Source organism: Bradyrhizobium sp. UFLA05-153 (assembly GCF_054185185.1).
The window spans coordinates 100953-123432 of record NZ_JBBIAM010000004.1 but is presented as its reverse complement, the minus strand read 5'-3'; the positions used below and the strand labels follow the sequence as shown (position 1 = coordinate 123432).

At 65.4% G+C, this 22480-nt stretch carries 17 protein-coding genes; 16 read left to right on the top strand and 1 reads right to left on the bottom strand.

The genetic code is table 11. The features are described from left to right. Positions 1-73: 73 nt before the first annotated feature. Positions 74-1153, bottom strand: coding sequence for a zinc-binding dehydrogenase (locus Q2941_RS04280; protein ID WP_458191738.1), 1080 nt, complete (start codon positions 1151-1153; stop codon positions 74-76). 115 nt (positions 1154-1268) lie between these two features. Here Q2941_RS04280 and Q2941_RS04275 point away from each other — a divergent pair, with 115 nt between their 5' ends. From Q2941_RS04275 to dxr, 16 genes are all read left to right on the top strand, one after another. Then, on the top strand, positions 1269-2042 hold the full coding sequence (locus Q2941_RS04275; RefSeq protein WP_458191737.1) for a helix-turn-helix transcriptional regulator: 774 nt from the start codon (positions 1269-1271) through the stop codon (positions 2040-2042). Positions 2043-2568: 526 nt separating this feature from the next. Then, positions 2569-4440: a copper-containing nitrite reductase gene (nirK, locus tag Q2941_RS04270; RefSeq protein WP_458191736.1), complete on the top strand. Its 1872-nt coding sequence runs from the start codon at positions 2569-2571 to the stop codon at positions 4438-4440. Positions 4441-4806: 366 nt separating this feature from the next. Continuing rightward, on the top strand, positions 4807-5532 hold the full coding sequence (locus Q2941_RS04265; RefSeq protein ID WP_254112192.1) for an outer membrane protein: 726 nt from the start codon (positions 4807-4809) through the stop codon (positions 5530-5532). A 485-nt stretch (positions 5533-6017) separates the two neighbouring features. After that, positions 6018-9521: a DNA polymerase III subunit alpha gene (gene dnaE, locus Q2941_RS04260; RefSeq protein ID WP_458191735.1), complete on the top strand. Its 3504-nt coding sequence runs from the start codon at positions 6018-6020 to the stop codon at positions 9519-9521. Positions 9522-9638: 117 nt separating this feature from the next. After that, the gene (locus Q2941_RS04255; RefSeq protein ID WP_027523847.1) at positions 9639-10163 is read left to right on the top strand and encodes a hypothetical protein; all 525 of its coding nucleotides are present in this window, start codon (positions 9639-9641) and stop codon (positions 10161-10163) included. Between the two features lie 100 nt (positions 10164-10263). Further along, a complete protein-coding gene (locus Q2941_RS04250) occupies positions 10264-11004 on the top strand; it encodes a carbonic anhydrase (RefSeq protein WP_027523848.1) in 741 nt (246 codons plus the stop codon). Positions 11005-11154: 150 nt separating this feature from the next. After that, entirely contained in the window at positions 11155-12480 is a 1326-nt protein-coding gene (locus Q2941_RS04245) for a S1C family serine protease (RefSeq protein ID WP_458191734.1), read from the top strand. Next, positions 12477-13412 (top strand): FHA domain-containing protein, encoded by a 936-nt coding sequence (locus Q2941_RS04240; protein ID WP_027523850.1) that lies wholly within the window; start codon positions 12477-12479, stop codon positions 13410-13412. Before Q2941_RS04245 ends, Q2941_RS04240 begins: the two co-directional genes overlap by 4 nt. 178 nt (positions 13413-13590) lie before the next feature. After that, a complete protein-coding gene (locus tag Q2941_RS04235; protein WP_458191733.1) occupies positions 13591-15936 on the top strand; it encodes a caspase family protein in 2346 nt (781 codons plus the stop codon). A gap of 237 nt (positions 15937-16173) precedes the next feature. After that, the gene (locus Q2941_RS04230) at positions 16174-17163 is read left to right on the top strand and encodes a 30S ribosomal protein S2 (RefSeq protein ID WP_027523852.1); all 990 of its coding nucleotides are present in this window, start codon (positions 16174-16176) and stop codon (positions 17161-17163) included. 126 nt (positions 17164-17289) lie between these two features. Next, positions 17290-18213, top strand: coding sequence for a translation elongation factor Ts (gene tsf, locus Q2941_RS04225; protein ID WP_458191732.1), 924 nt, complete (start codon positions 17290-17292; stop codon positions 18211-18213). Positions 18214-18274: 61 nt separating this feature from the next. Beyond that, positions 18275-18991, top strand: coding sequence for a UMP kinase (pyrH, locus tag Q2941_RS04220; protein ID WP_027523854.1), 717 nt, complete (start codon positions 18275-18277; stop codon positions 18989-18991). Between the two features lie 65 nt (positions 18992-19056). Beyond that, a complete protein-coding gene (gene frr, locus Q2941_RS04215) occupies positions 19057-19620 on the top strand; it encodes a ribosome recycling factor (RefSeq protein WP_027523855.1) in 564 nt (187 codons plus the stop codon). 10 nt (positions 19621-19630) lie between these two features. After that, positions 19631-20389 carry an isoprenyl transferase gene (locus Q2941_RS04210; RefSeq protein WP_027523856.1) on the top strand — a complete coding sequence of 253 codons (759 nt, stop codon included), beginning with the start codon at positions 19631-19633 and terminating at the stop codon, positions 20387-20389. Beyond that, the gene (locus Q2941_RS04205; RefSeq protein ID WP_458191731.1) at positions 20386-21228 is read left to right on the top strand and encodes a phosphatidate cytidylyltransferase; all 843 of its coding nucleotides are present in this window, start codon (positions 20386-20388) and stop codon (positions 21226-21228) included. The genes Q2941_RS04210 and Q2941_RS04205 overlap by 4 nt, the downstream gene beginning before the upstream one ends. Positions 21229-21232: 4 nt before the next feature. Further along, positions 21233-22456 (top strand): 1-deoxy-D-xylulose-5-phosphate reductoisomerase, encoded by a 1224-nt coding sequence (gene dxr / locus Q2941_RS04200; protein WP_458191730.1) that lies wholly within the window; start codon positions 21233-21235, stop codon positions 22454-22456. Positions 22457-22480 lie beyond the last annotated feature (24 nt).

Sequence of the window (22480 nt, the reverse complement as noted above, 5' to 3'; positions counted from 1 at the left end):
CCTCGTCTCGACGAGAGCTGCGTCGTTGAACGGCCGCGGCCGGCTGGTTTCATGCCGCGCAGAGCTGTGTCGGCTACGGCCGGATCACCGTCATCTTGAACGGAGCCGCATGGGCCGCGGCGTGCGCGACGGCCTCGTTGGCATGGTCGAGATCGAATTCTGTCGTCTCGTAATGGTCGAGCCGCAGCAGCCCGGCGCGCACGAGCGCGACCAGGCGGACCGCTGCATCGGGCGGATACATCCAGACGCCGTGGATGGTGACGCAATTGCGCATGATCCAGGGGTAGGGGAGCTCAAGCCCCACGCCGCCGGCCATGCCGACGCCGCCCATCAGTACGACACGGCCGTGGGCGCGCACCGTCATGATCGCAGCGCGCACCACCGTGGGACTGACCGAGGGCGGCATGATGTCGAACACGCAATCGATCGGGCCGGGTGCGGCGCACTTCATCTGCTCGCGGTCGTCGCTCTCGTTGCCGGAGAGCTTCACGGGCCTCACGCGCGGGCCGAAACGCCGCACGAGATCGGCGAGGATCTTCTCGTTGCGCCCTGGCGCCACGACGCAGGCCGCGCCCATGGCGAGCGCCACCGCCACGGCAGCGCTGCCGAAATTGCCGGTGGCGCCGCTGACCAGCACGGTCTCGCCGGGCTTGAGGTCGGCCGCGAGGAAGCCGCCATAGGGCACGAGCATGGTACCGAGTGCGCACCACCGCGAAGCCTCGGCCGGTGTGATCTCGCCGAGCCGCTTCACATTCTCCGTCGGCACCCTCATCCGCTCGGCGAACGAGCCGTGACGAAAATGCTTTTGCAGCTTCATGCCGCCTTCGTCGCGTGCACTCAGGGCTTGTAGCGTGATGTCGGGCGAGATCGCGTCGTCGCGTGAACGCACGGTCGGATCGCAAAACACCCAATCGCCGACGGCGAGCCTGGTCGCATCCGGCCCGATGGCGCTGATACGGCCGATGCCGCCGGGACCGGGGATCACGGGCAGATCGAGCGCGTAGTTGCGTGCGCCACTGAAGACCTCGTTCAGATAAGGCAGCACGCGGGTGGCGACGACGTCGACGATGACCTCGCCGGTGCCGAGCGTGGGGGCGGGGACATCCTCGATGACGAGCGGTGTTCCCAGGGATTTGAGGATAGCGGCTTTCATGATGTTCACCTCATATTCGAGCCGAACGGAATATGCGCCTGCCTTGAAGGTGCATGAAGGCCTGGTATTATCCTAGTATTATGAAGGCCCTGCATAACAGGCGGAGAGAGAGATCATGGCCGATCCCCGACGTGTCGAATTCGGCGATTTCCTGCGTTCGCGCCGCGAAAAGCTGACGCCGAAATCCGTCGGCCTCCCGGTTGGCCAAAGGCGGCGCACCGCGGGGCTGCGGCGCGAGGAGGTGGCGCAGCTCGCCGGCATCGGCGTCGACTGGTACATCCGCCTCGAGCAGGGGCGCACCGTCAGCCCGTCGGTCACCACGATCGATGCGCTGGCCCGTGCGCTGCGCCTTTCCAGGACCGAGCACGCGCATCTGAAGGCGTTGGCGCGCGACGGCGCGAGGGGCGCGTTCGCGCGCGAGATCGTGCCGCCGCCGATCCAGCGCCTGATCGAGAGCCTGAACCAGCCGGCCTATATCACCGGGCGGCGCTGGGACGTGCTGGCCTGGAACGATGCCGCCGAGGAGGTCTTCGCGTTCGGTCGGTTACCCGAAGAAGATCGCAACACGATGCTTCTCATGATGACCAACAAGCAGACGCGAAAGGCTTACGGTGCGGGCTGGGCGGACGTGGCCAAGCGCATGGTCGCGATGTTTCGCGCGACCCACGACGTCTGGGCGGGCGATCCGGCGTTTGCCGAATTGCTGACGCGGCTGCGGCAGGGCAGTCCAGAATTCGTCAAATGGTGGGAAGCGCACGAGATCCGCAGCACCGCCTCGGGCCTCAAGACCATGTCTCATCCGACCCTCGGCGTGCTGCATTTCGAGCACACGAGCTTTCAGGCCAATGACGATCCCGCGTTGAAGCTCGTCATCTACACGCCGGTCTAGGGCGTAAGGGCAAGCGCTAAGCGTGAAGGCCGAGCGGAATGTTGCGATCAGTTGGAGCGACCCTACGCAGTTGATTTAGATCAAACGAGACCGATGCATTGCAGCAATACTTACCGATGAGCGCCGGACAAAGCAGCGGGTTTTCAGGATGTGGGAACAAATTCGCGCCGTCTGGCGGGCATCGTCCGTTTTCATTGTCGGGCTGGCCGTGATTTTCGGCGGGATCTATCTGGTCGGACGCCTGTCTTCATCCACGAACCCGCCGCCTGCCGCAGCCCCCACCTCGGATCAAGCCGCCTCATCGGATCAAGGTCGCAATCGGGGCCAGCCGGCCGTCGCCTCGACCGAGACGCCGTCGCCACAAGGCGGCAGCGCGAAGCAACCTGCTCAGCAGCTCGCTCAATCAGGCAAGGCGCCTGCTCAGTCGCCGGCCGATCAGAACAATCCAGCGCCGACCGCAAAGCCAACCGCCAACGCAGCCGCGTCATCTCCGGCCGTTGCTGCCTCGCCGTCCGCTCATGACCACATGGCGGCGGACACCCTGTCCCCAGGCGCAGCGCCACCACTGCCCGCCAGCCCGTCACCACCCGCTCCTGACCATATGGCACAGGGCAACAGGCCGCAGGCGAGCGCAACGACCGGACAGTCACCTGCGGCGCCCGCGTCCAATGCTGCAACGGCCGCCTCGAACGCCGTGCGGGGAATCGGCGATGCCACGGCAGGTCGTCTGGTCTTCAGGAAGTGCCAGGCCTGCCATTCTACTGAGCCCGGCAAGAACATGCTCGGTCCGTCGCTCGCCGGCGTCATCGGCCGCAAGGCCGGCTCGGAGGCTGGTTACAATTATTCGCCCGCGATGAAGGCGGCTGACATCGTGTGGAGTGCGCAGACGCTCGACCAATACCTGACCGACCCGGCGAAGGTCGTGCCGGGCAACAAGATGCCGTTTCCCGGCCTCAAGACCGATCATGATCGGGCCGACGTGATCGCGTATCTCGCAGGCGGCACGCAGCCCGCGGCCACCGCCGCGCAGCAGCCTTCGCAGGCTGCGGCGTCGCCCACGCCACAGCCGGCCCAGACACAGGTGGCGCAAGCCGCACCCGGTCCCTCCGTCACCTACATTCCCGACGCTCGATACACCTTGCGTTCGGGGATCGCGGAAGGGCGGATGGTCTATATCGGCGAGGGCGGCGAGATCGACGGCAAGGTCAATCCGGTCCTGACCGCGGTTGAGGGACAGGTGGTTCAACTCACTCTGATCAATGGCGAAGGGGCACAGCACGATATCGCCTTTCCCGACCAGAACACCACCTCGCCACGCGTTACCGGAAAGGGCGCGAGCACGACGATCGCATTCCGCGCCGATAAGTCCGGAGACTTCGTTTATTTCTGCAGCGTGCCCGGCCATCGGCAAGCCGGGATGGAAGGTCAATTCCTGGTTACCCCGCGCCCGCCGCCTCAGGCGGTGGTGGAAGCCGATATTTCGCGTGAGCCCACTGACGTGCCGCCGCCGATCGGCAAACGCGATCCGCAAACCGTGCGTGTCGACCTCTTGAGCGTCGAGCTCGAAGGCAGGCTCGCGGAAGGAACGACGTTCGGCTACTGGACCTTCAACGGCAAGGTGCCGGGCCCGATGATCCGGGTGCGTGTCGGCGACACCATCGATATTCATCTGAAGAATTCCGCCGACAGCTCGATGATCCACTCGGTCGACTTCCATGCCGCAACCGGCCCGGGTGGCGGCGCGGCTGCTCTTCAGGTCGATCCCGGCCAGGAGAAATCAATGACGTGGAAGGCGCTGGTGCCGGGACTCTATGTCTATCACTGCGCCACCCCAATGGTCGCCGAGCACATTGCAAACGGCATGTACGGCATGATCCTCGTGGAGCCTGAAGGCGGCCTGCCGCCGGTGGATCACGAGTTCTATGTCATGCAGGGCGAAATCTATTCCGACATGCCCTTCGGCCAGCGTGGAAGCGCGGAGTTTAGCGTGGAGAAGCTTCTGAACGAACGCCCGGAATACTTCGTCTTCAACGGTTCAGTCGGAGCGCTGTCCAAGCTCCACCCGCTGCACGCCAAGGTCGGCGAAACCGTGCGCATTTTCTTCGGCGTCGGCGGGCCGAACTACACATCCTCGTTCCACGTCATCGGGGAGATACTCGACAAGGTCTACACGTTCGGCGGACTTCAAAGCCCGCCGCATGAGGGAATCCAGACCATCACCGTGGCGCCGGGCGGCGCGGCTATCGTTGACTTCAAGCTGGAGGTCCCGGGCAACTACACGCTGGTCGATCATGCGCTTTCGCGATTGGAGCGTGGGCTGTCGGGCATCCTGAGCGTCGAGGGGCCCCCGAACCCCGAAATCTTCAACGGTCAGGTGATGCCGGGCATGGGGCACTGACCACGCCTCTAGTGACGCTTCCACTTAGAAACTTGTGATCCACACGCCGTTGTGAACGGGCTGCATTGTGGAACCGCGCTGGCGCGATTGTGGCGGCAATGCGGAGACAAAAAGTTTGCGCGCCACACTCGCGTTCACACCAAGATGTGAACGCGTTTTCTGTGAACAGAGGATCATGCGATGAACGCTGGAACCACTGCAAAAACAGGGATCAAACGAGCTCCGGTTGCGCGCGAGAAACATCCATTAACGTACCAGGTCCTTTCGATAGGACTGTTGCGTCATGGCTACAGCAATTCCGTCGATCGCTGTTAAGAGGTGCCCACGGCCCGGGGGCCTTTACGAAGAAACTGGAACGGGAATCAAATGAAGAAGAGTTTGTTGCTTGTCACTGCTAGCCTCGTTGCGCTCAGCGCGGCTGCGCCGGCGGTGGCTGCTGACCTCGCAGCACGGCCTTACACGAAGGCTCCGCCCGCGATGGTCGCCGCGATCTACGACTGGAGCGGCTTCTACATCGGTATCAACGGCGGTGGCGGTTCGGCTCACACGACCTGGGACTTCGTCGGTACGGGCACTGAGGGTTCGCACAACGCGACCGGCGGCACCGTCGGTGGTCAGATCGGCTATCGCTGGCAGACCGGCCAGTGGGTGTTCGGCGTCGAAGGCCAGGGCAACTGGGCCGACTTCTCCGGCGACAACATCAGCGCACTGTTCGCGGATCGCAACCGCACCCGCATCAACTCGTTCGGTTTGATCACCGGCCAGGTCGGCTACGCCTGGAACAACGTGCTCGCCTATGTGAAGGGCGGCGCGGCCGTGGTCGGCGACAAGTTCGATGTGTACAGCACCGCCACCGGCGCGCTGCTCGCCTCGACCAGCCAGACCCGTTGGGGTGGCACGATCGGTGCCGGCCTCGAAGTCGGCTTCGCGCCGAACTGGTCGGTTGGCGTCGAGTACAACCACATCTTCCTGCAGGACAAGGACGTCACCTTCGTTGGTCTCGTGGGTACCGACCGCATCCGTCAGGACGTCGACATGGGTCTCGTCCGCCTGAACTACAAGTTCGGCGGCCCGCTCGTCGCCAAGTACTGATATCGATCGCTCCCTCGGAGCGGTTGCGAAAGCCCCGGCCTCGTGCCGGGGCTTTTTTCTTTCTGAATTCATTGAGTTAACCATTGGGTGCGAAGCCGCGCCGCGACTGCCATTGCGCCGCTTGACTCTTAGAACAAAAATAGAACAATGTTCTCTCTATGTTCTAGCGAGGGAGCAAGGCCGTGTTGAAGATCTTCGTGGAAGAAGCCGCTGCACTGGCGTCGATCACGCTGTTCGTCGGGATGATCGCGATCTGGGCGCAAGTCATCCCCCAGCTCTGATTCCCCAGCTCTGAGCGGGGGATCGGTGGCCCCTCTGTTGAAAAGCGGGACGGCGCGAGGAATGTGCGCTCCTGCCGTGGACTCTCCGTAGACTCTTGGGGGCCGAGGCACCACCATTGTCGGGCGAGTCGGGCCAGCGAAGTGCAGCATGCTGCGCCCTGGTCCGGCTGGTGTCCCCACGATGCTGAGAGGCCCTAAGCGACCATGCCGAGCGCCGGATTTGTCCATCTTCACGTTCACTCGGCCTATTCGCTGCTCAAGGGCTCGATCAAGATCGCCAAGCTCGCCGAGCTTGCGAAAAAGGACCATCAGCCGGCGCTGGCGCTGACCGACACCGACAACATGTTCGGTGCGCTGGAGTTCTCCGACAAGATGGCGGGCTCCGGCATCCAGCCGATCGTCGGCTGCGAGCTCGCGATCGATTTCGGCGACCAGGATCCGAATGCGCGCAATGCGATTCTGCCGTCGCGGGTCGTACTGCTGGCGGCGCAGGAGCGCGGCTATCGCAGCCTGATGCGGCTGAACTCGCGCGCATTCCTCGAGACGCCCGACAGCCACGCGCCGTTCATCAAGTTCGATTGGCTCGACGGCGAGACCGACGGCCTGATCGCGCTCACGGGCGGTCCGGACGGGCCGATCTCGCTTGCGCTTGGGGCCGGCCATGCCGAGCTCGCAGCCACGCGCTGCGAGCGGCTCTCGACCCTGTTCGGCGACCGCCTGTACATCGAGTTGCAGCGCCATGGCATCGACAAGGAACGCCGCATCGAGAGCGGGCTGATCGACATCGCCTACACAAAAGGCCTGCCGCTGGTTGCGACCAACGAGCCGTACTTCGCCTCGACCGATGACTACGAGGCCCATGATGCGCTGCTCTGCATCGCCGGCGGCCGGCTGATTGCCGAGACCGAGCGCGAGCAGCTCACGCCCGATCACCGCTTCAAGACGCGCGCCGAGATGGCCGTGCTGTTCGCCGACATTCCGGAAGCGCTGGCCTCGACGATCGAGATCGCCGAGCGCTGCTCATTCCGACCGATGACGCGCAAGCCGATCCTGCCGTTCTTCACCGTCGGCGCCGCAGGCAGCTCCGATGCGGCCGCGGTCGAGGCGGGCGAATTGAAGCGGCAGGCGGAGGAGGGGCTCGCCAACCGCCTGCGCGTGCACGGCCTGTCGCAGGGCACGACGGAAGAGGACTACAACAAGCGGCTCGCCTTCGAGCTCGACGTCATCACCCGCATGAAATATGCGGGCTACTTCCTGATCGTGTCCGACTTCATCAAATGGGCGAAGTTGCAGGGCATTCCGGTCGGGCCGGGCCGCGGCTCCGGCGCAGGCTCGCTGGTTGCCTGGGCGCTGACCATCACCGATCTCGATCCGATCAAGTTTGGCCTCCTGTTCGAGCGCTTCCTCAATCCGGAACGCGTCTCGATGCCGGACTTCGACATCGACTTCTGCCAGGACCGCCGCGGCGAGGTGATCCAATACGTCCAGCAGCGCTATGGGCGCGACCAGGTCGCGCAGATCATCACCTTCGGTACGCTGCAGGCGCGCGGCGTGCTGCGCGACGTCGGGCGCGTGCTGCAAATGCCCTATGGCCAGGTCGACAAGCTGACCAAGCTGGTGCCGCAGAACCCGGCCGCGCCGGTGACGCTGGCCGCCGCGATCGAGAGCGAACCAAAACTCCAGGCGTTCCGCGATGAAGACCCGGTGGTGGCGCGCGCCTTCGACATCGCCCAGCGCCTCGAAGGCCTGACGCGGCATGCTTCGACGCACGCGGCCGGCATCGTGATCGGCGATCGCCCCTTGAGCGAGCTCGTGCCGCTCTACCGCGATCCCAAGTCCGACATGCCGGTGACCCAGTTCAACATGAAATGGGTCGAGCCCGCGGGCCTCGTGAAGTTCGACTTCCTCGGCCTGAAGACGCTGACCGTGCTCGATGTCGCGGTGAAGCTGCTCAAGCCGCGCGACATCCATGTCGATCTCGCGACGCTGCCGATCGACGATGCCGAGAGCTACCAGATGCTGGCGCGCGGCGACGTGGTCGGCGTGTTCCAGGTTGAAAGTCAGGGCATGCGACGCGCGCTGATTGACATGCGCCCCGACCGTTTCGAGGACATCATCGCGCTGGTCGCGCTCTATCGCCCGGGCCCGATGGCGAACATCCCGACCTATTGTTCGCGCAAGCACGGCGACGAGGAGCCGGAATATCTCCACCCCGTCCTGGAGCCGATCCTGAAAGAGACGTTCGGCGTCATCATCTACCAGGAACAGGTGATGCAGATCGCGCAGGTGATGTCGGGCTATTCGCTCGGCGACGCCGACCTCCTGCGCCGCGCGATGGGCAAGAAGATCCGCGCCGAGATGGACAAGCAGCGCGACATCTTCGTCGCGGGCGCGGTGAAGAACGGCGTGCCGAAGGCGCAGGCCGAGACCATCTTCGAGTTGCTCGCCAAATTCGCCGACTACGGCTTCAACAAGAGCCACGCGGCGGCCTATGCGCTGGTGTCCTACCACACCGCCTACATGAAGGCGCATTATCCGGTGGAGTTCATCGCGGCGTCGATGACGCTCGATCTCAACAACACCGACAAGCTCTCCGAATTCCGCTCCGAGGCGCAGCGCCTCGGCATCAAGGTCGAGCCGCCGAACGTCAACCGCTCCGGCGCGACCTTCGAGGTCGGCGAGAAGACGATCTATTACGCGCTCGCTGCGCTGAAGGGCGTCGGCCTTCAGGCCGTCGAGCAGATCATCGAGGAGCGCACGAAGAACGGGCTGTTCACTTCGCTTGCCGATTTCGCCGCGCGCGTGTCGCCGCGTGCGATCAACAAGCGCATCATCGAAAGTCTCGCCGCCGCCGGCGCCTTCGACACGCTGGAGCCGAACCGCGCGCGCGTCTTTGCCGGTGCGGATGCGATCCTCGCCGCCTGCCAGCGCGCGCATGAGGCCGCGACCGTCGGGCAGAACGACATGTTCGGAGGCGCAGCCGACGCGCCGACCATCATGCTGCCGCAGATCGAGCCATGGCTGCCGGCCGAGTGCCTGCGCCGCGAATACGATGCGATCGGCTTTTTCCTGTCGGGCCATCCGCTCGACGATTACGCCACTGTGCTGAAGCGCCTGCGGGTGCAGAGCTGGGCGGAGTTCTCGCGCGCGGTGAAAACCGGCGCCACCGCCGGCAAGGTTGCGGCCACCGTGGTCTCGCGCATGGAGCGGCGCACCAAGACCGGCAACAAGATGGGCATCATGGGGCTCTCTGATCCCACGGGCCACTTCGAGGCGGTGCTGTTCTCCGAGGGGCTTGCGCAATATCGCGACGTGCTGGAGCCCGGCGCTGCGGTGCTGCTGCAGTTAGGTGCGGAATTGCAGGGCGAGGACGTCCGCGCGCGCGTGCTGCACGCCGAGCCGCTCGATGACGCCGCCGCCAAGACGCAGAAGGGCCTGCGCATCTTCCTGCGCGACACCAAGCCTCTGGAATCGATCGCGAGGCGGCTTGCAGGTCCGGATGCGGCGCCCTCGAACGGTGGCGCGCCGAAGGTCGGCAGCCCCGGCATCGCGCCGCGCTCCAACGGCGACGGCGAGGTCTCGCTGGTAATGATGCTCGATCTCGAGACCGAGGTGGAGATGAAGCTGCCCGGCCGCTTCAAGGTCTCGCCGCAGATCGCAGGCGCGATCAAGGCGGTCGCGGGTGTCGTCGACGTGCAGCAATTGTAGTCACGGTCGCCCGCGTCTGCGGTGCTCCGCATGGCTCTGCACAGGTGTTGTGCCCGTCCAGTTGCAACCATGCGGTGTTTCTGGCAAGCATGCCCCGGGGATGATTTTGGGGGCGTAATGTTACTGCGTGGGCTGGTGCTGCTCGTGGCCGCGGCGTTGCTGTGCGGCTGCGAGACGGCCGCGAGGAGCGGGGTGGATTATTCGGAGACGTTGCGGAAGGTCGGGCCGCCAAAGGCCGGCCAGGCGCGCATCGTCGTTCTGCGCGAAAAAGGCTATGGCGGCCTCGCCGATGCAGGCTGGGGATTTACCCTGGATGGCAAGCCACTCACAGGGCTGAAGACCGGGACCTATGTCTATGCCGATCGTCCGGCCGGCCCGCATCAGTTCGTCGCGGAGGAGGCGGGCTTCCCCGGCGTCACGCACGTCGATTTCGCCGCGCAATCGGGCCAGACCCTGTTTTTTGTCGCGCGCGTGAGCGAGCGCAAGAATGCGGTGATCGCCAACGCGAGCACGGGACTGCTCGGCTATGGCCTCACCCTCGCGATGACTGCCGGCTACAAGAACCAGGGGCCGGTGGATTTCCTGCCTCTGGATGAGACCGCTGCGAGGACGACGATCGCGGAGCTGAAGCTGGCTGAGTAGGGCGCGCCACGGCTTCATGTTTCGTGACGCTGTCGCAGCCGGCGTGTAAAACAGCGCGTCTGCGCTGATCCGCCAGACTGGCTGAGGCAGGGAACGAACCATGTGCGACCAGTGCTCCAACAATCGCTTCGATCACGTCGTGCCGTCACGGCGATCCGCGATGATTTTTGCCGCCTCCACGCTGGGGCTAGCCTTCACCGGCACAGCCTTCGCCAAAGAGACGAAAACGCCGCCCAAGCCGCAGAACGTGGTGTCTCCCGATGCTGCGCTGAAGCGGCTGATGGACGGCAATGCGCGCTATGTCGACGGTGTGACGCGGCGCCATGACTTCAAGCACGAGCGAGGAGCTCTTGCTGCGGGACAGAATCCATATGCGGCGATCCTGAGCTGCGCGGACTCGCGCATCGCGCCGGAATACGCCTTCGACACCGGCCGCGGCGATCTCTTCGTCTGCCGCGTTGCCGGCAATTTCGCCGGCAACGAGACGATTGCGAGCATGGAATATGCGGTCGCCGTGCTCAACACGCCGCTGATCCTGGTACTGGGCCACGACAGTTGCGGCGCCGTCGATGCGACGCTGAAAGCGCTCAAGGACAACAAGCCGCCGCCGGGACACATTCCCTCGCTGGTCGAGGCGATCGCACCGGCCGCCAAGGCGGCGATGCAAGAGGGCAGTGACGTCCTCGACAAGGCGATCCGGCAAAACGTGATCGACAACGTCGCCAAGCTGAAGTCTGCGGCGCCGATCCTTAATGCGGCGACCGAGCAGGGCAAGCTCAAGGTCGTCGGCGGCATCTACCGGCTGACCACGGGCACCGTCGATTTGGTCGGGCAGAGCTGATCGCCTGCGTCGCGTCTGGAGCTTTCAGGTGGAGGCCGGAAGCAGCCGGACGATGTTGCAACCCCTCCGTGCTTTCGCTATGCAGCATCAGGGCATGTGCGGCGCTTGAGGCCGCCACGAGGTGCCGACGAATGTCGGGGGCTGGGGGACTTGCGTAGCTATTTTGTCGGCGCGCTGTCGCGCGCGATCGGATTATCACTCGCGATCGCCGCGTCCGCATCGGGCACGGTGTGGGCGGCACAGGGCGAGTCGGCGGTGGCCGAGCGCATCTATGCTTCCGCGCCGCCGCGGCTCTTGCAGATCCGCACATTGGTCGCCGATGCCGGGCGCCAGACCTCCAACGGATCGGGCTTTCTGGTCTCCGCCGACGGATTGGCGATCACCAACTATCACGTGGTCTCGCAGGCGGCACTGGAGCCTGCGACCTATCGGCTCGAGTACACCGCCGCCGACGGCAGCCAGGGCGACGTCACCTTGATGCGGGTCGATCTGCCGAATGACCTCGCGCTGGTCCGCGTCGACAAGAAGGACGCTCCGTTCTTCAGGTTCGACCGGGCCGCGATCGAGGGCAGGCTGGCCAAGGGCGAACGGCTCTATTCGATGGGCAATCCGCTCGACCTCGGCTTCACCATCATCGAAGGCACCTATAACGGGCTTGCCGATCACAGCTACACCGAACGCATCCATTTCTCGGGCGCGCTCAATCCCGGCATGAGCGGCGGTCCGGCGGTCACAGCGGACGGCGACGTCATCGGCATCAACGTCGCAACCCGCAGGGGAGGTCAGCTCGTGAGCTTCCTGGTGCCGGCGCGGTTTGCGGCGGCCCTTTTGCAGGCCGGCGGCGACGAGAAGCCTGCGGACATCAAGGGCGATGTCGGGCGGCAACTGGTTGCCTGGCGCTCGGAACTCTACAAATCGCTGAGTGCGGCGGGTTTCAGGTCGGATGCGCTCGGTCCATATCGTGCGCCCGCGACCCAGGTGCTCTGGTTCAACTGCTGGGCCAGTACAAATGCCGGCGCCACGCCGAAGCCGCGCGCCAGCGTCAATTCGACCGAATGCGGCAGCGACACCAGCGTATTCGTCGCGTCGGATCTCAATATCGGCGCGATCAACATCAATCATTCCTTCGCCAGGACAATCGATCTCAATCAATTCCAGTTTGCGACCTATCTCACGCAACTGAGCCAGCCGCGGCTCAGCGTCGGCGGTCCGTTCAAGAAGTGGTACACGCCGCAACGCTGCCATGAGGACTTTCTCCAGGTCCCGCCGCAGCCGCAGCATCCGCCGCTGCGGGTCGTGTGGTGCGCGCAGGCCTACAGGCAGTTCGAAGGGCTTTACGACGTGTCGCTGATCGTGGTGACGCAGGACCAGGCGCTCGAAGCGCTGGTGTCGCGGCTGAACATGCAGGCCGTCGGTTATGACGATGCCGTCGCGCTCGGCAAGCGTTTCCTCGAAGCTGTGCAGGTCGGCAAATGATCTGGATCGAGATATTGTCGCGGCAGCGCGAGGTCGCCGCACGCTTCCGGATCACCGCTGCGGAGGTGCGCATCGGGCGGGGCTATGACAATGATGTCGTGGTCGATGATCCCTACGTCGCAGCGCAGCATCTGCGGGTGTTTCGGCATGACGATGGCCATCTGGTCGCCGAGGACGTCGGCAGCGCCAATGGTACGTTCATCGACGGCAACAGGACCAGGCTGTCGGGCTTCATCGTGGACGGCAAGCAGCCGATCCGCATCGGGCAGACGTACCTGCGGATTCGCGACGTCAATCACGCGGTCGAGCGCGAGCGGCTGGCATCGCCGGAGCGGCACGTCCTGCCGATCGTCCTCGCCGTCGTTCTCGGCCTGTCGCTTCCGGCGATCGATGCGCTCAAGATCTGGCTGACCCAGACCGGCGAGCCGCGCGCGTCGACCTATCTCTCGCCGCTGCTGATGCTGATTACGAGTCTTCTTGTCTGGGTCGGGATATGGGCGCTGCTGTGCCGGATCTTTGCGGGGCGATCGCACTTTCTGCGCAACCTGCTGATCGCGCTCATCGGCACCGCCGTCTTCACGCTTTACCACGAGTTAGTCCAGTACCTCGCGTTCGCCTGGACCTCGTCGAGCGGCGTCAACTACGAATATGCGGTCATCTGGCTGATCTTTGCAGCCATCTGCTTCTTCCATCTGCGCGAGATCGGTCGAACCCGGCTGTGGCTGAAAGGTGCGGCCATGACCGCCGTGGTGGTAGTCGGAATTGCGCTCCAGGCATTGCAACAGTCCGAGGCTTTCTCCGATTCCGGACGGCAGAGAACCGTGCACTGGCTGATGCCGCCGATGTTGCGCGCGGTTCCCTTGAAGGATCAGAGCACGTTTTTCGGGGCTATCGGCGATCTGAAGGGGCGTCTCGACGGTGATCGCAGCTAGGCCGGCCGGAGGCCCCTCTCGAGCTTTCGTCCTGCGCGTCCGCGTACCTTACGTGAGCCTGACCGCTGGTGCCATTCCGTCGCCTCAATCCAAGCGCTTTCGTTCAAGCGCCGTTCAGCCAGCCGCGCGCCCAATTGCGCGCAAGCGCGCTCAACAACAACAGCGGGGCTAGCAAGCCATGCGTGGGACACCAAGAACGTTCATCTCATTCCTGCTGCCGATCCTGTTGCTCGTCGCGGCCGGGACATTCCCTGCCTGTGCCCAGCAGCAGGAGAAGCGCATCGCGCTCGTCGTCGGCGACGGAGCCTATGCGAAGTCGCCGCTGGCAACGACGGCCAATGATGCCGGCCTGATCGCGCAGACGCTCCAGGCCGCCGGCTTCGACGTCGTCGGCGCCCGCGACCTCGACGGCGACACGCTGCGCAAGAGCTTTCGCGATTTTCTTCAGAAGGCCCAGACATCGGGACCCGGCACCGTCGCGATGATCTATCTCGCCGGCTATGGCGTGCAGCTCGCCGGGGAGAACTACTTCATCCCGGTCGATTCCAACATCACGCGCGATACCGACGTTCCGACCGAGGCGCTGCGCATCAGCGACTACGCCCGCCAGCTCGCGGCGCTGCCGCTGAAGGCGAACATCGTCGTGCTCGATGCCGCCCGGGCGCAGCCCTTTATCGAGGGCGGCCAGCCGATCGCAAGCGGGCTCGCGCTGGTCGAGCCCGACGCGAACATGCTGATCGCCTACAACGCCGCGCCCGGCACCGTGGCGCCGGAGGAGCCGGGGCCCTACGGCATCTACGCCCAGTCGCTCGCCGAGATGATCCGCACCGGGGGCCTGTCGCTGCCGGAGGTCTTCGACCGCGTGCGCCTGCGCGTCAACGACGCCAGCAAGGGCGCGCAAGTGCCCTGGGACGACCAGAAGATCAGCGCGCAGTTCTCGTTCTTCGAGCGTGGACCCGACGCGCCGCCGCCGCAGGCCGCGCCCGACCAGGTCGCTGCGATCCGCAACAAGCCGATCCGCGATCTCGGCGTGCAGGACGCCTATGCGGCCGCGCTCGAGCGCGACACGCTGCCGGCCTATGAGGAATTCCTCGCCGCCTATCCCGGCGATCCTATGTCCAAGCGCGTAATGGCGATCGTCGCGGCGCGCCGCGAGGCGATCACCTGGCGGCGGACCTATCGCGCCGACACGCCGGACGCATACTGGTCCTATCTGCGCCGCTATCCGCGCGGGCCGCATGCTGGCGACGCACGGCGCAGGCTTGCGATCCTGACCGCGCCGCTCGAGCCGCCGCCGAGCTTTGCCATGATGGATTACGACGTGCCGCCGCCGCCGCCGGAAGAGATCGTCTATGTCGACCGGCCGGTCCTGCTGTTCAGTGATCCCGTGTTCGGCTTCGTGCCGCCGCCGCCGCCGCCGATCTATTTCTGCCCGCCACCGCCACCGGATTTCATCGTGCTGCCGCCGCCGCTGCCCGTGGTCGGACTGTTCGTGCTGCCGCAGCCAGTGTTCGTGCCGATCCCGGTGTTCATCAGGCCGCCGATCTATGTCGCGCCGCCGCCGAACAACATCATCTACCAGAACATCCACAACACCACGGTGATCAACACCGTCATCAACCGGCCGTCCGCGGCCGCGGCGGGCCTTGCGCCCGGCAGCCTCGCGCCGGCCGTCGCCGGCCGCGCCACGCCGGCGGCACCTGCCGTGCCGCAGGCCGTCGCGCAGCGCGCCGCCTTGATCCAGCAGGGCAAGCTGCCGATGCCGCAGAGCGCCACCATCACGCCGACGGCGAGGCCGGGGATACCGGCCCCGACGCCCGCGAATGTGGCGCCGACCGCCGCCGCGCCGCCGAGCAGGCTGCCCGAGGCCAATACGCTGCCCGTCCCCGGCACCCATGGGACGCCGCCGGCACCCTCGGCTGCCCAGACCCCGAATGGTAGGCTCGCGCCAACTGCGACGGCGCCGGCCAATGGCACGCAAGCAGGCCATCCAAATGCCGCGACTGCAACGGCTCCGCTCACCACCACGCCTGCTGGAAATGCGGCCACGGCGCCGGGCCAAAAGCCGCCGATCGCCGGAACGCCGGCAGGGACGGCTCCTGATAGCCGCGCGAAGTCGGCCATCCGCGAGCAGGGTACCACGCCGCCAGCCGGGGCGGGGACCGGCGGCAAGCCTGCCATCACTGCGGTGCAACCCACGGGCCGTGAGCCGTTGAAGCCTCAGAATCAGATCGCCCCGCTGCCGCAGGCGGCCAAGCCGGCCGCTCCGCCGCCGCGCCCGCAAGCCATTGCGAAACCGGTGCCCTCGGCACCGCCGCCGCGGGTGGCCTCGCCGCCGCCGCACGCCGCGCCTCCGCCCGTCGCTGCGGCCCGGCCGGCACCGCCGCCGCCAGCCGCGAGGCCGGCCCCACCCCCGCCACCGCGAGTGGCGGTCGCGCCGCCCCCACGTCCAGCCGCACCGCCGCCACCGCGCCCGGCACCGGCTGCCGCGAAGAAATGCCCCCCGAACCAGCCAAGGTGCTAGGGAGGGGCGTGAAACGACGGAAAAAGGGCTTGAAAAAGGGCTTGAAAAAGGGCTTGGGGCAGGGCGCCAAAACGCCCCTCCATGGCCCTTATTTCCTTGCTTCTGGCGGAAATCGCGCTATATAGCGCGCCATCTCACACGGAAACATGGCTCAAAAGGCCGTCCGGTGGCAACCGGGGCGAGAACGCTCCGTTTTGCTCACACGTTTCCGGAGGAACCAACCGGAGAATTATCACCATGGCGCTACCCGACTTCACCATGCGTCAGCTGCTCGAAGCTGGCGTGCACTTTGGTCACCAGTCCCACCGCTGGAATCCGAAAATGGCGCCGTTCATTTTCGGGACCCGCAACAACATCCACATCGTCGACCTCGCGCAGACCGTGCCGATGCTGCACCAGGCCCTCCAGGCCGTCAGCGACACCGTTGCGAAGGGCGGCCGCATCCTGTTCGTCGGCACCAAGCGTCAGGCGCAGGACGGCGTTGCCGATGCTGCCAAGCGCTGCGCGCAGTACTTCGTCAATTCGCGCTGGCTCGGCGGCACGCTTACCAACTGGAAGACGATCTCGGCGTCGATCAAGCGCCTGCGTCATCTCGACGAGGTGCTGTCCGGTGGCGAGGCCAACTCCTACACCAAGAAAGAGCGCCTGACGCTCCAGCGCGAGCGCGACAAGCTCGACCGCTCGCTCGGTGGCATCAAGGACATGGGCGGCCTGCCCGACATGATCTTCGTGATCGACACCAACAAGGAAGACATCGCGATCCAGGAAGCCCAGCGGCTCAACATCCCGGTCGCGGCGATCGTCGACACCAATTCGGACCCCAAGGGCATCACCTATGTGGTGCCGGGCAATGACGACGCGGGCCGTGCGATCTCGCTGTATTGCGACCTGATCGCGCGTGCGGCGATCGATGGCATCTCGCGCGCCCAGGGCGATGCGGGCATCGATATCGGCGCTTCGGTGAAGCCGGCTGCTGAAGAGCTTCCGTCGACCAGCGGTTTCCAGGGCCTTGCCGGTCCGCGCGGCACCGCCGACGACCTCAAAAAGCTCCCGGGCGTGTCGGGTGCGATCGAGAAGAAGTTCAACGACCTCGGCATCTTCCATTACTGGCAGCTCGCAGAACTCGATCACGCCACCGCGCACAAGATCGGCGAAGAGGTCGGCCTGCCCAGCCGTGCGGATGCCTGGGTGGCCAAGGCCAAGGCGCTCACCGCGGAAGCGGAATAACAGTCGAGAGGTGGCCGGATCGCTCCGGCCGCCATTTCAGTTGACGCGACGTCCTGTGATGGACCGCGGTGAGGCGAGACAGCGCCGCGCCGCGGGTCAACCGGCAGGCAAGAAGGATTTTCAACGATGGCTACGATCACAGCTGCGATGGTCAAGGATCTGCGCGAGTCGACCGGCGCAGGCATGATGGACTGCAAGGTCGCGCTCACCGAAAACGACGGCAACATGGAAGCGGCGCAGGATTGGCTCCGCAAGAAGGGCCTGTCGAAGGCCGCGAAGAAGTCTGGCCGCGTCGCGGCCGAGGGCCTGATCGGCGCGCTCACCAAGGGCACCAAGGGTGTCGTGGTCGAGGTCAACTCCGAGACCGACTTTGTCGCGCGCAACGGCCAGTTCCAGGGTCTCGTCAAGATGATCGCCCAGGTCGCATTCGACGCCGGCGCCGATGTCGAGAAGATCAAGGCCACCAAGGTCGGCGACGTCACGGTCGAGGCTGCGATCAATGATGCGATCGCCACCATCGGCGAGAACATGACGCTGCGCCGCGCCGCTACCCTCGAAGTGAAGCAGGGCGTGGTGTCGAGCTACGTCCATGGCGCCGTCATCGATGGGGCCGGCAAGATGGGTGTTCTCGTCGCCCTTGAATCGCCCGGCAAGGCCGACGAACTCGCTGTGCTCGGCCGCCAGCTCGCCATGCATGTCGCGGCCGCCAATCCGCTCGCGCTCGAACCGGCCGGTCTCGATCCGGCGATCGTGAAGCGCGAGAAGGACGTGCTCGCCGACAAGTACCGCCAGCAGGGCAAGCCGGAGAACGTGATCGAGAAGATCGTCGAGTCCGGCCTGAAGACCTACTACAAGGAAGTCTGCCTGCTCGAGCAGGCCTTCATCCACGACACCGGCAAGTCGGTGGCGCAGGCGGTGAAGGAAGCTGAGGGCAAGGTCGGGGGCCCCGTGAAGATCGCCGGCTTTGTGCGCTATGCTCTCGGTGAGGGAATCGAGAAGCAGGAAAGCGACTTCGCGGCGGAAGTCGCGGCCGCCAGCGGCAAGAAGTAAGCGCCGGGACGTTTCCTTCCGGCGTGCCGCCGGAAGCGGCGCCCGGAGAAGGAAAGTGCTCATGACTGATCCGGTCTACCGTCGCGTGGTGATCAAGCTGTCCGGCGAATATCTCGCGGGACCGCAGGGATTTGGGATCGACCAGCCGACGGTTGACCGGGTTGCCGACGATCTGATCGCCGCCCGCCATCTCGGTGCCGAGGTCGCGGTGGTGATCGGCGGCGGCAATATCGTTCGCGGCGTCGAGGTGTCCTCCCGCGGCGTGTCGCGCCCGACGGGCGACACCATGGGCATGCTCGCCACCGTGATGAACTGCCTCGCGGTGGAAGCGGCGATCGAACGCAAGGGCGCGCCGGCGCGCACTCTGTCGGCTTTCGTCATGCCCGAGATTTCCGAGCTGTTCACCCGCGCTGCGGCGCACAAATACCTCGCCGAGGGCCGAATCGTGCTGCTCGGCGGCGGAACCGGCAATCCGTTCTTCACGACCGACACCACGGCGGTGCTGCGCGCCGCCGAGATCGGCGCCGAGGCCGTCCTCAAGGCGACCAATGTCGACGGCGTCTATTCGGCCGATCCCAAGAAGGATCCGGCCGCCAAGCGCTTCGACCGGCTGACGCACAAGCAGGCGATCGAGGGCGACTATAAGGTGATGGATGCGACCGCCTTCGCGCTTGCCCGCGAGACGTCGCTGCCTATCATCGTATTCTCGATCGCGGAGCCCGGTTCAATCGGCGCGATTCTGCGTGGCGTCGGCCGCGGGACGATCGTCGCTGGCTGACGGCCTAGCGGGCGTCCTCGGTGAGGATGCGGGGCGCGGCGCCAGGTTTTTGAAGGAGAAGCGTGATGACCACGGGTAATTTCGACCTCAACGAATTGAAGCGCCGTATGCAGGGCGCCGTCCAGTCGCTCAAGCACGAGCTCGGGGGCCTGCGCACCGGGCGCGCCTCCGCCTCGATGCTCGATCCGGTCCAGGTCGATGCCTATGGCAGTCACATGCCCCTCAACCAGCTCGCCACTGTCAGCGTGCCGGAGCCGCGCCTGATCTCGGTGCAGGTCTGGGACAAGAGCATGGTCAAGGCGGTAGAGAAGGCGATCGTCGATTCCAACCTCGGCCTGTCGCCCGCCACCGAGGGCCAGGTGCTGCGCCTGCGCATCCCCGAGCTCAACGAGGAGCGCCGCAAGGAGCTGGTCAAGGTCGCGCACAAATACGCCGAAGCGGCCAAAGTCGCCGCGCGCCATGTCCGTCGCGACGGTCTCGACGTGCTCAAGAAGCTCGAGAAGAATCACGAGATGTCGGAGGACGACCAGAAGCGTCACGCCGACGAGGTGCAGAAAGCGACCGATGGCACGATCACCGAGATCGACCAGCTGCTGGCGGCCAAGGAAAAAGAGATTCTGACGGTCTAGAGAAGCCTTCATGTCCAACGCCGCCGCGCCCGTCACGGAAGGACCGGAAAGGTCCGAGGCGCCCGCGCATGTCGCCATCATCATGGATGGCAACGGGCGCTGGGCGGCTGCGCGTGGCCTGCCGCGCGCCGAGGGCCACCGCCGCGGCGTCGAAGCGTTGCGCCGCGTCGTCCGCGCCTCGCATGAGCTAGGCATCCGCTACCTCACCATCTTCTCCTTCAGCTCCGAGAACTGGTCGCGTCCGGCAAGCGAGATCGGCGATCTCTTTGGCCTGTTGCGCCGCTTCATCCGCAACGACCTCGCGAGCCTGCACCGCGATGGCGTCAAGGTGCGCATCATCGGCGAGCGCGAGGGACTTGAAGGCGACATCTGCGCCCTTTTGAACGAGGCCGAGGAGCTGACGCGCAACAACACGCGTCTCACGCTCGTCGTCGCCTTCAACTACGGCTCACGGCAGGAGATCGCGAAAGCCGCGCAAAAGCTCGCGCGCGAAGCTGCCGAGGGCAGGCGCGATCCGGCCTCGATCGATGCCGAAACGCTCGGGCAATATCTCGACGCACCCGAGATTCCCGATCCCGATCTCATCATTCGCACCTCTGGCGAGCAGCGCCTGTCCAATTTCCTGATGTGGCAGGCCGCCTATAGCGAGCTGGTGTTCGTGCCGATCCATTGGCCGGATTTCGACAAGGCCGCGCTGGAAGGCGCGATTGCCGAATTTGCCAGGCGCGAGCGCCGTTTCGGCGGCCTGGTCGCGAAAACCGCCTCGTGACCGAAAACGACGCCGCGCCGGCGGGCTCAACGCCGGCTTCAAGCAACCTGATGATGCGTGTCCTCGCGGCCCTCGTGCTGGCGCCGCTGGCGATCGCGCTCGCCTATGCCGGCGGCTGGATCTGGGCGTTCCTGGTTACACTCACCTCGATCGGGTTGTTCGTGGAATGGCTGACGGTGGTCGGGGCAGGGCGGGTTGTCCTGACGGCGTGCGGGACGATCGTTCTCGCCATCATGGGGTTCTGTGTCGCCTTCGGGGCGCTCAAGGCTGCGGTCGTGATTGGCGTCGTCGGCGGCGTCGTGATCATGTTGCTGGCAAAAGACAAGTTCATCTGGGCGGGGACCGGCTTCGCCTATGCGGTGGCTGCGCTGCTCGCCTCGATCCTGGTGCGGCAGGATCCGGTCAACGGATTCGTCGCTCTGATGTTCGTGCTGCTGGTGGTGTGGGCGACCGACATCGGTGGCTATTTTGCGGGCCGGAGCATCGGCGGTCCAAAATTGTGGCCGCGCGTGAGCCCCAAAAAGACCTGGGCCGGCGCGCTCGGCGGCTTCGTCGCGAGCCTGGCGGTGGCAGGCGGTTTTGCCGCCTCCGGGTTCGGCAAGGCGGTTCCGCTGCTGGCCCTCGGCGCGATCTTGTCGGTGGTCTCGCAAGCCGGCGATCTCTTCGAATCCGCGGTCAAACGCCGGTTCGGCGTCAAGGATTCCAGTCACTTAATCCCCGGCCATGGGGGGCTGATGGACCGCCTGGACGGCTTCATCGCGGCCATTCTGGTGGCCTGGATTTTCGGCTACCTGCGCCATGGTGTGCATAGCGCGGGAAGCGGTCTTATGGTTTGGTGAAACAATGAGCCCAGTCCCTTTGCGTAACAACAAGCCCGCGGCCTCCGCGGTGCGCAGCGTCACCGTCCTCGGTGCCACCGGCTCGATTGGCGACAGCACGATGGATTTGCTTCGCGCTTCGCCCGAGCGCTATCGCGTCGAGGCGCTGACCGCCAATGGCAATGTCGGCGCGCTTGCAAAGCTTGCGAAAGAGTTTTCCGCGCGCTTCGTCGCCATCGCGGACACCTCAAAGCTTGCCGAGCTCAAGGACGCGCTCGCCGGCACCAAGACCGAATGCGGCGCCGGCGAGAGCGCGGTCATCGAGGCTGGCGCGCGGCCGGCCGACTGGGTGATGGCGGCGGTGAGCGGTGCGGCCGGACTGAAGCCCGCGCTCGCCGCGGTCGATCGCGGCGCCCATGTTGCGCTCGCCAACAAGGAATGCCTCGTCTGCGCCGGCGATTTCTTCATGCAGCGCGCCGCCAAGGCGGGTGCGTGCATTCTGCCCGCCGATTCCGAGCACAACGCGCTGTTCCAGGCGCTGAGCTCGGGCAATCGTGACGAACTCGTGCGCGTCATCATTACCGCCTCGGGCGGCCCGTTCCGCACCTGGAAGAGCACGGACATCGAGCAGGCGACGCTGGCCCAGGCGCTCAAGCATCCGAACTGGAGCATGGGCCAGAAGATCACGATCGATTCAGCCTCGATGATGAACAAGGGCCTCGAGGTGATCGAGGCGTCCTATCTGTTCGCCTTGAAGCCGGACGAGATCGACGTTCTGGTGCATCCGCAGTCGATCATCCACGGCATGGTCGAATTCTCCGACTGCTCGGTCGTTGCCCAGCTCGGCGCGCCCGACATGCGCACCCCGATCGCGCACTGCCTCGGCTGGCCCGAGCGCATCAAGGGACCGGCCGCCAAGCTCGACCTCGCCAAGATCGGGCAGTTGACGTTCGAGGCGCCGGACTTCGAACGCTTCCCGGGACTGCGGCTTGCTTACGATTCGTTAAGGACCGGACGCGGCGCGACTACGGTATATAATGCTGCGAACGAGGTCGCGGTGGCGGCCTTCACCGCCGGCAAGATCAGATTCGGCGCCATTGCGCGGCTGGTCGAAGCAACGCTCGAAGACTGGATCAAGGGTGGCAATCTGGCGCCCTTATCCTCGGCGGATGATGCCATCGCCGTTGACCATAGTGCGCGAAATAAAGCAGCCACCCTATTGCCTCAAATTGCCTTAAAGGCATCCTAGTAGGTTCGGAACCGGGGCCGCGAG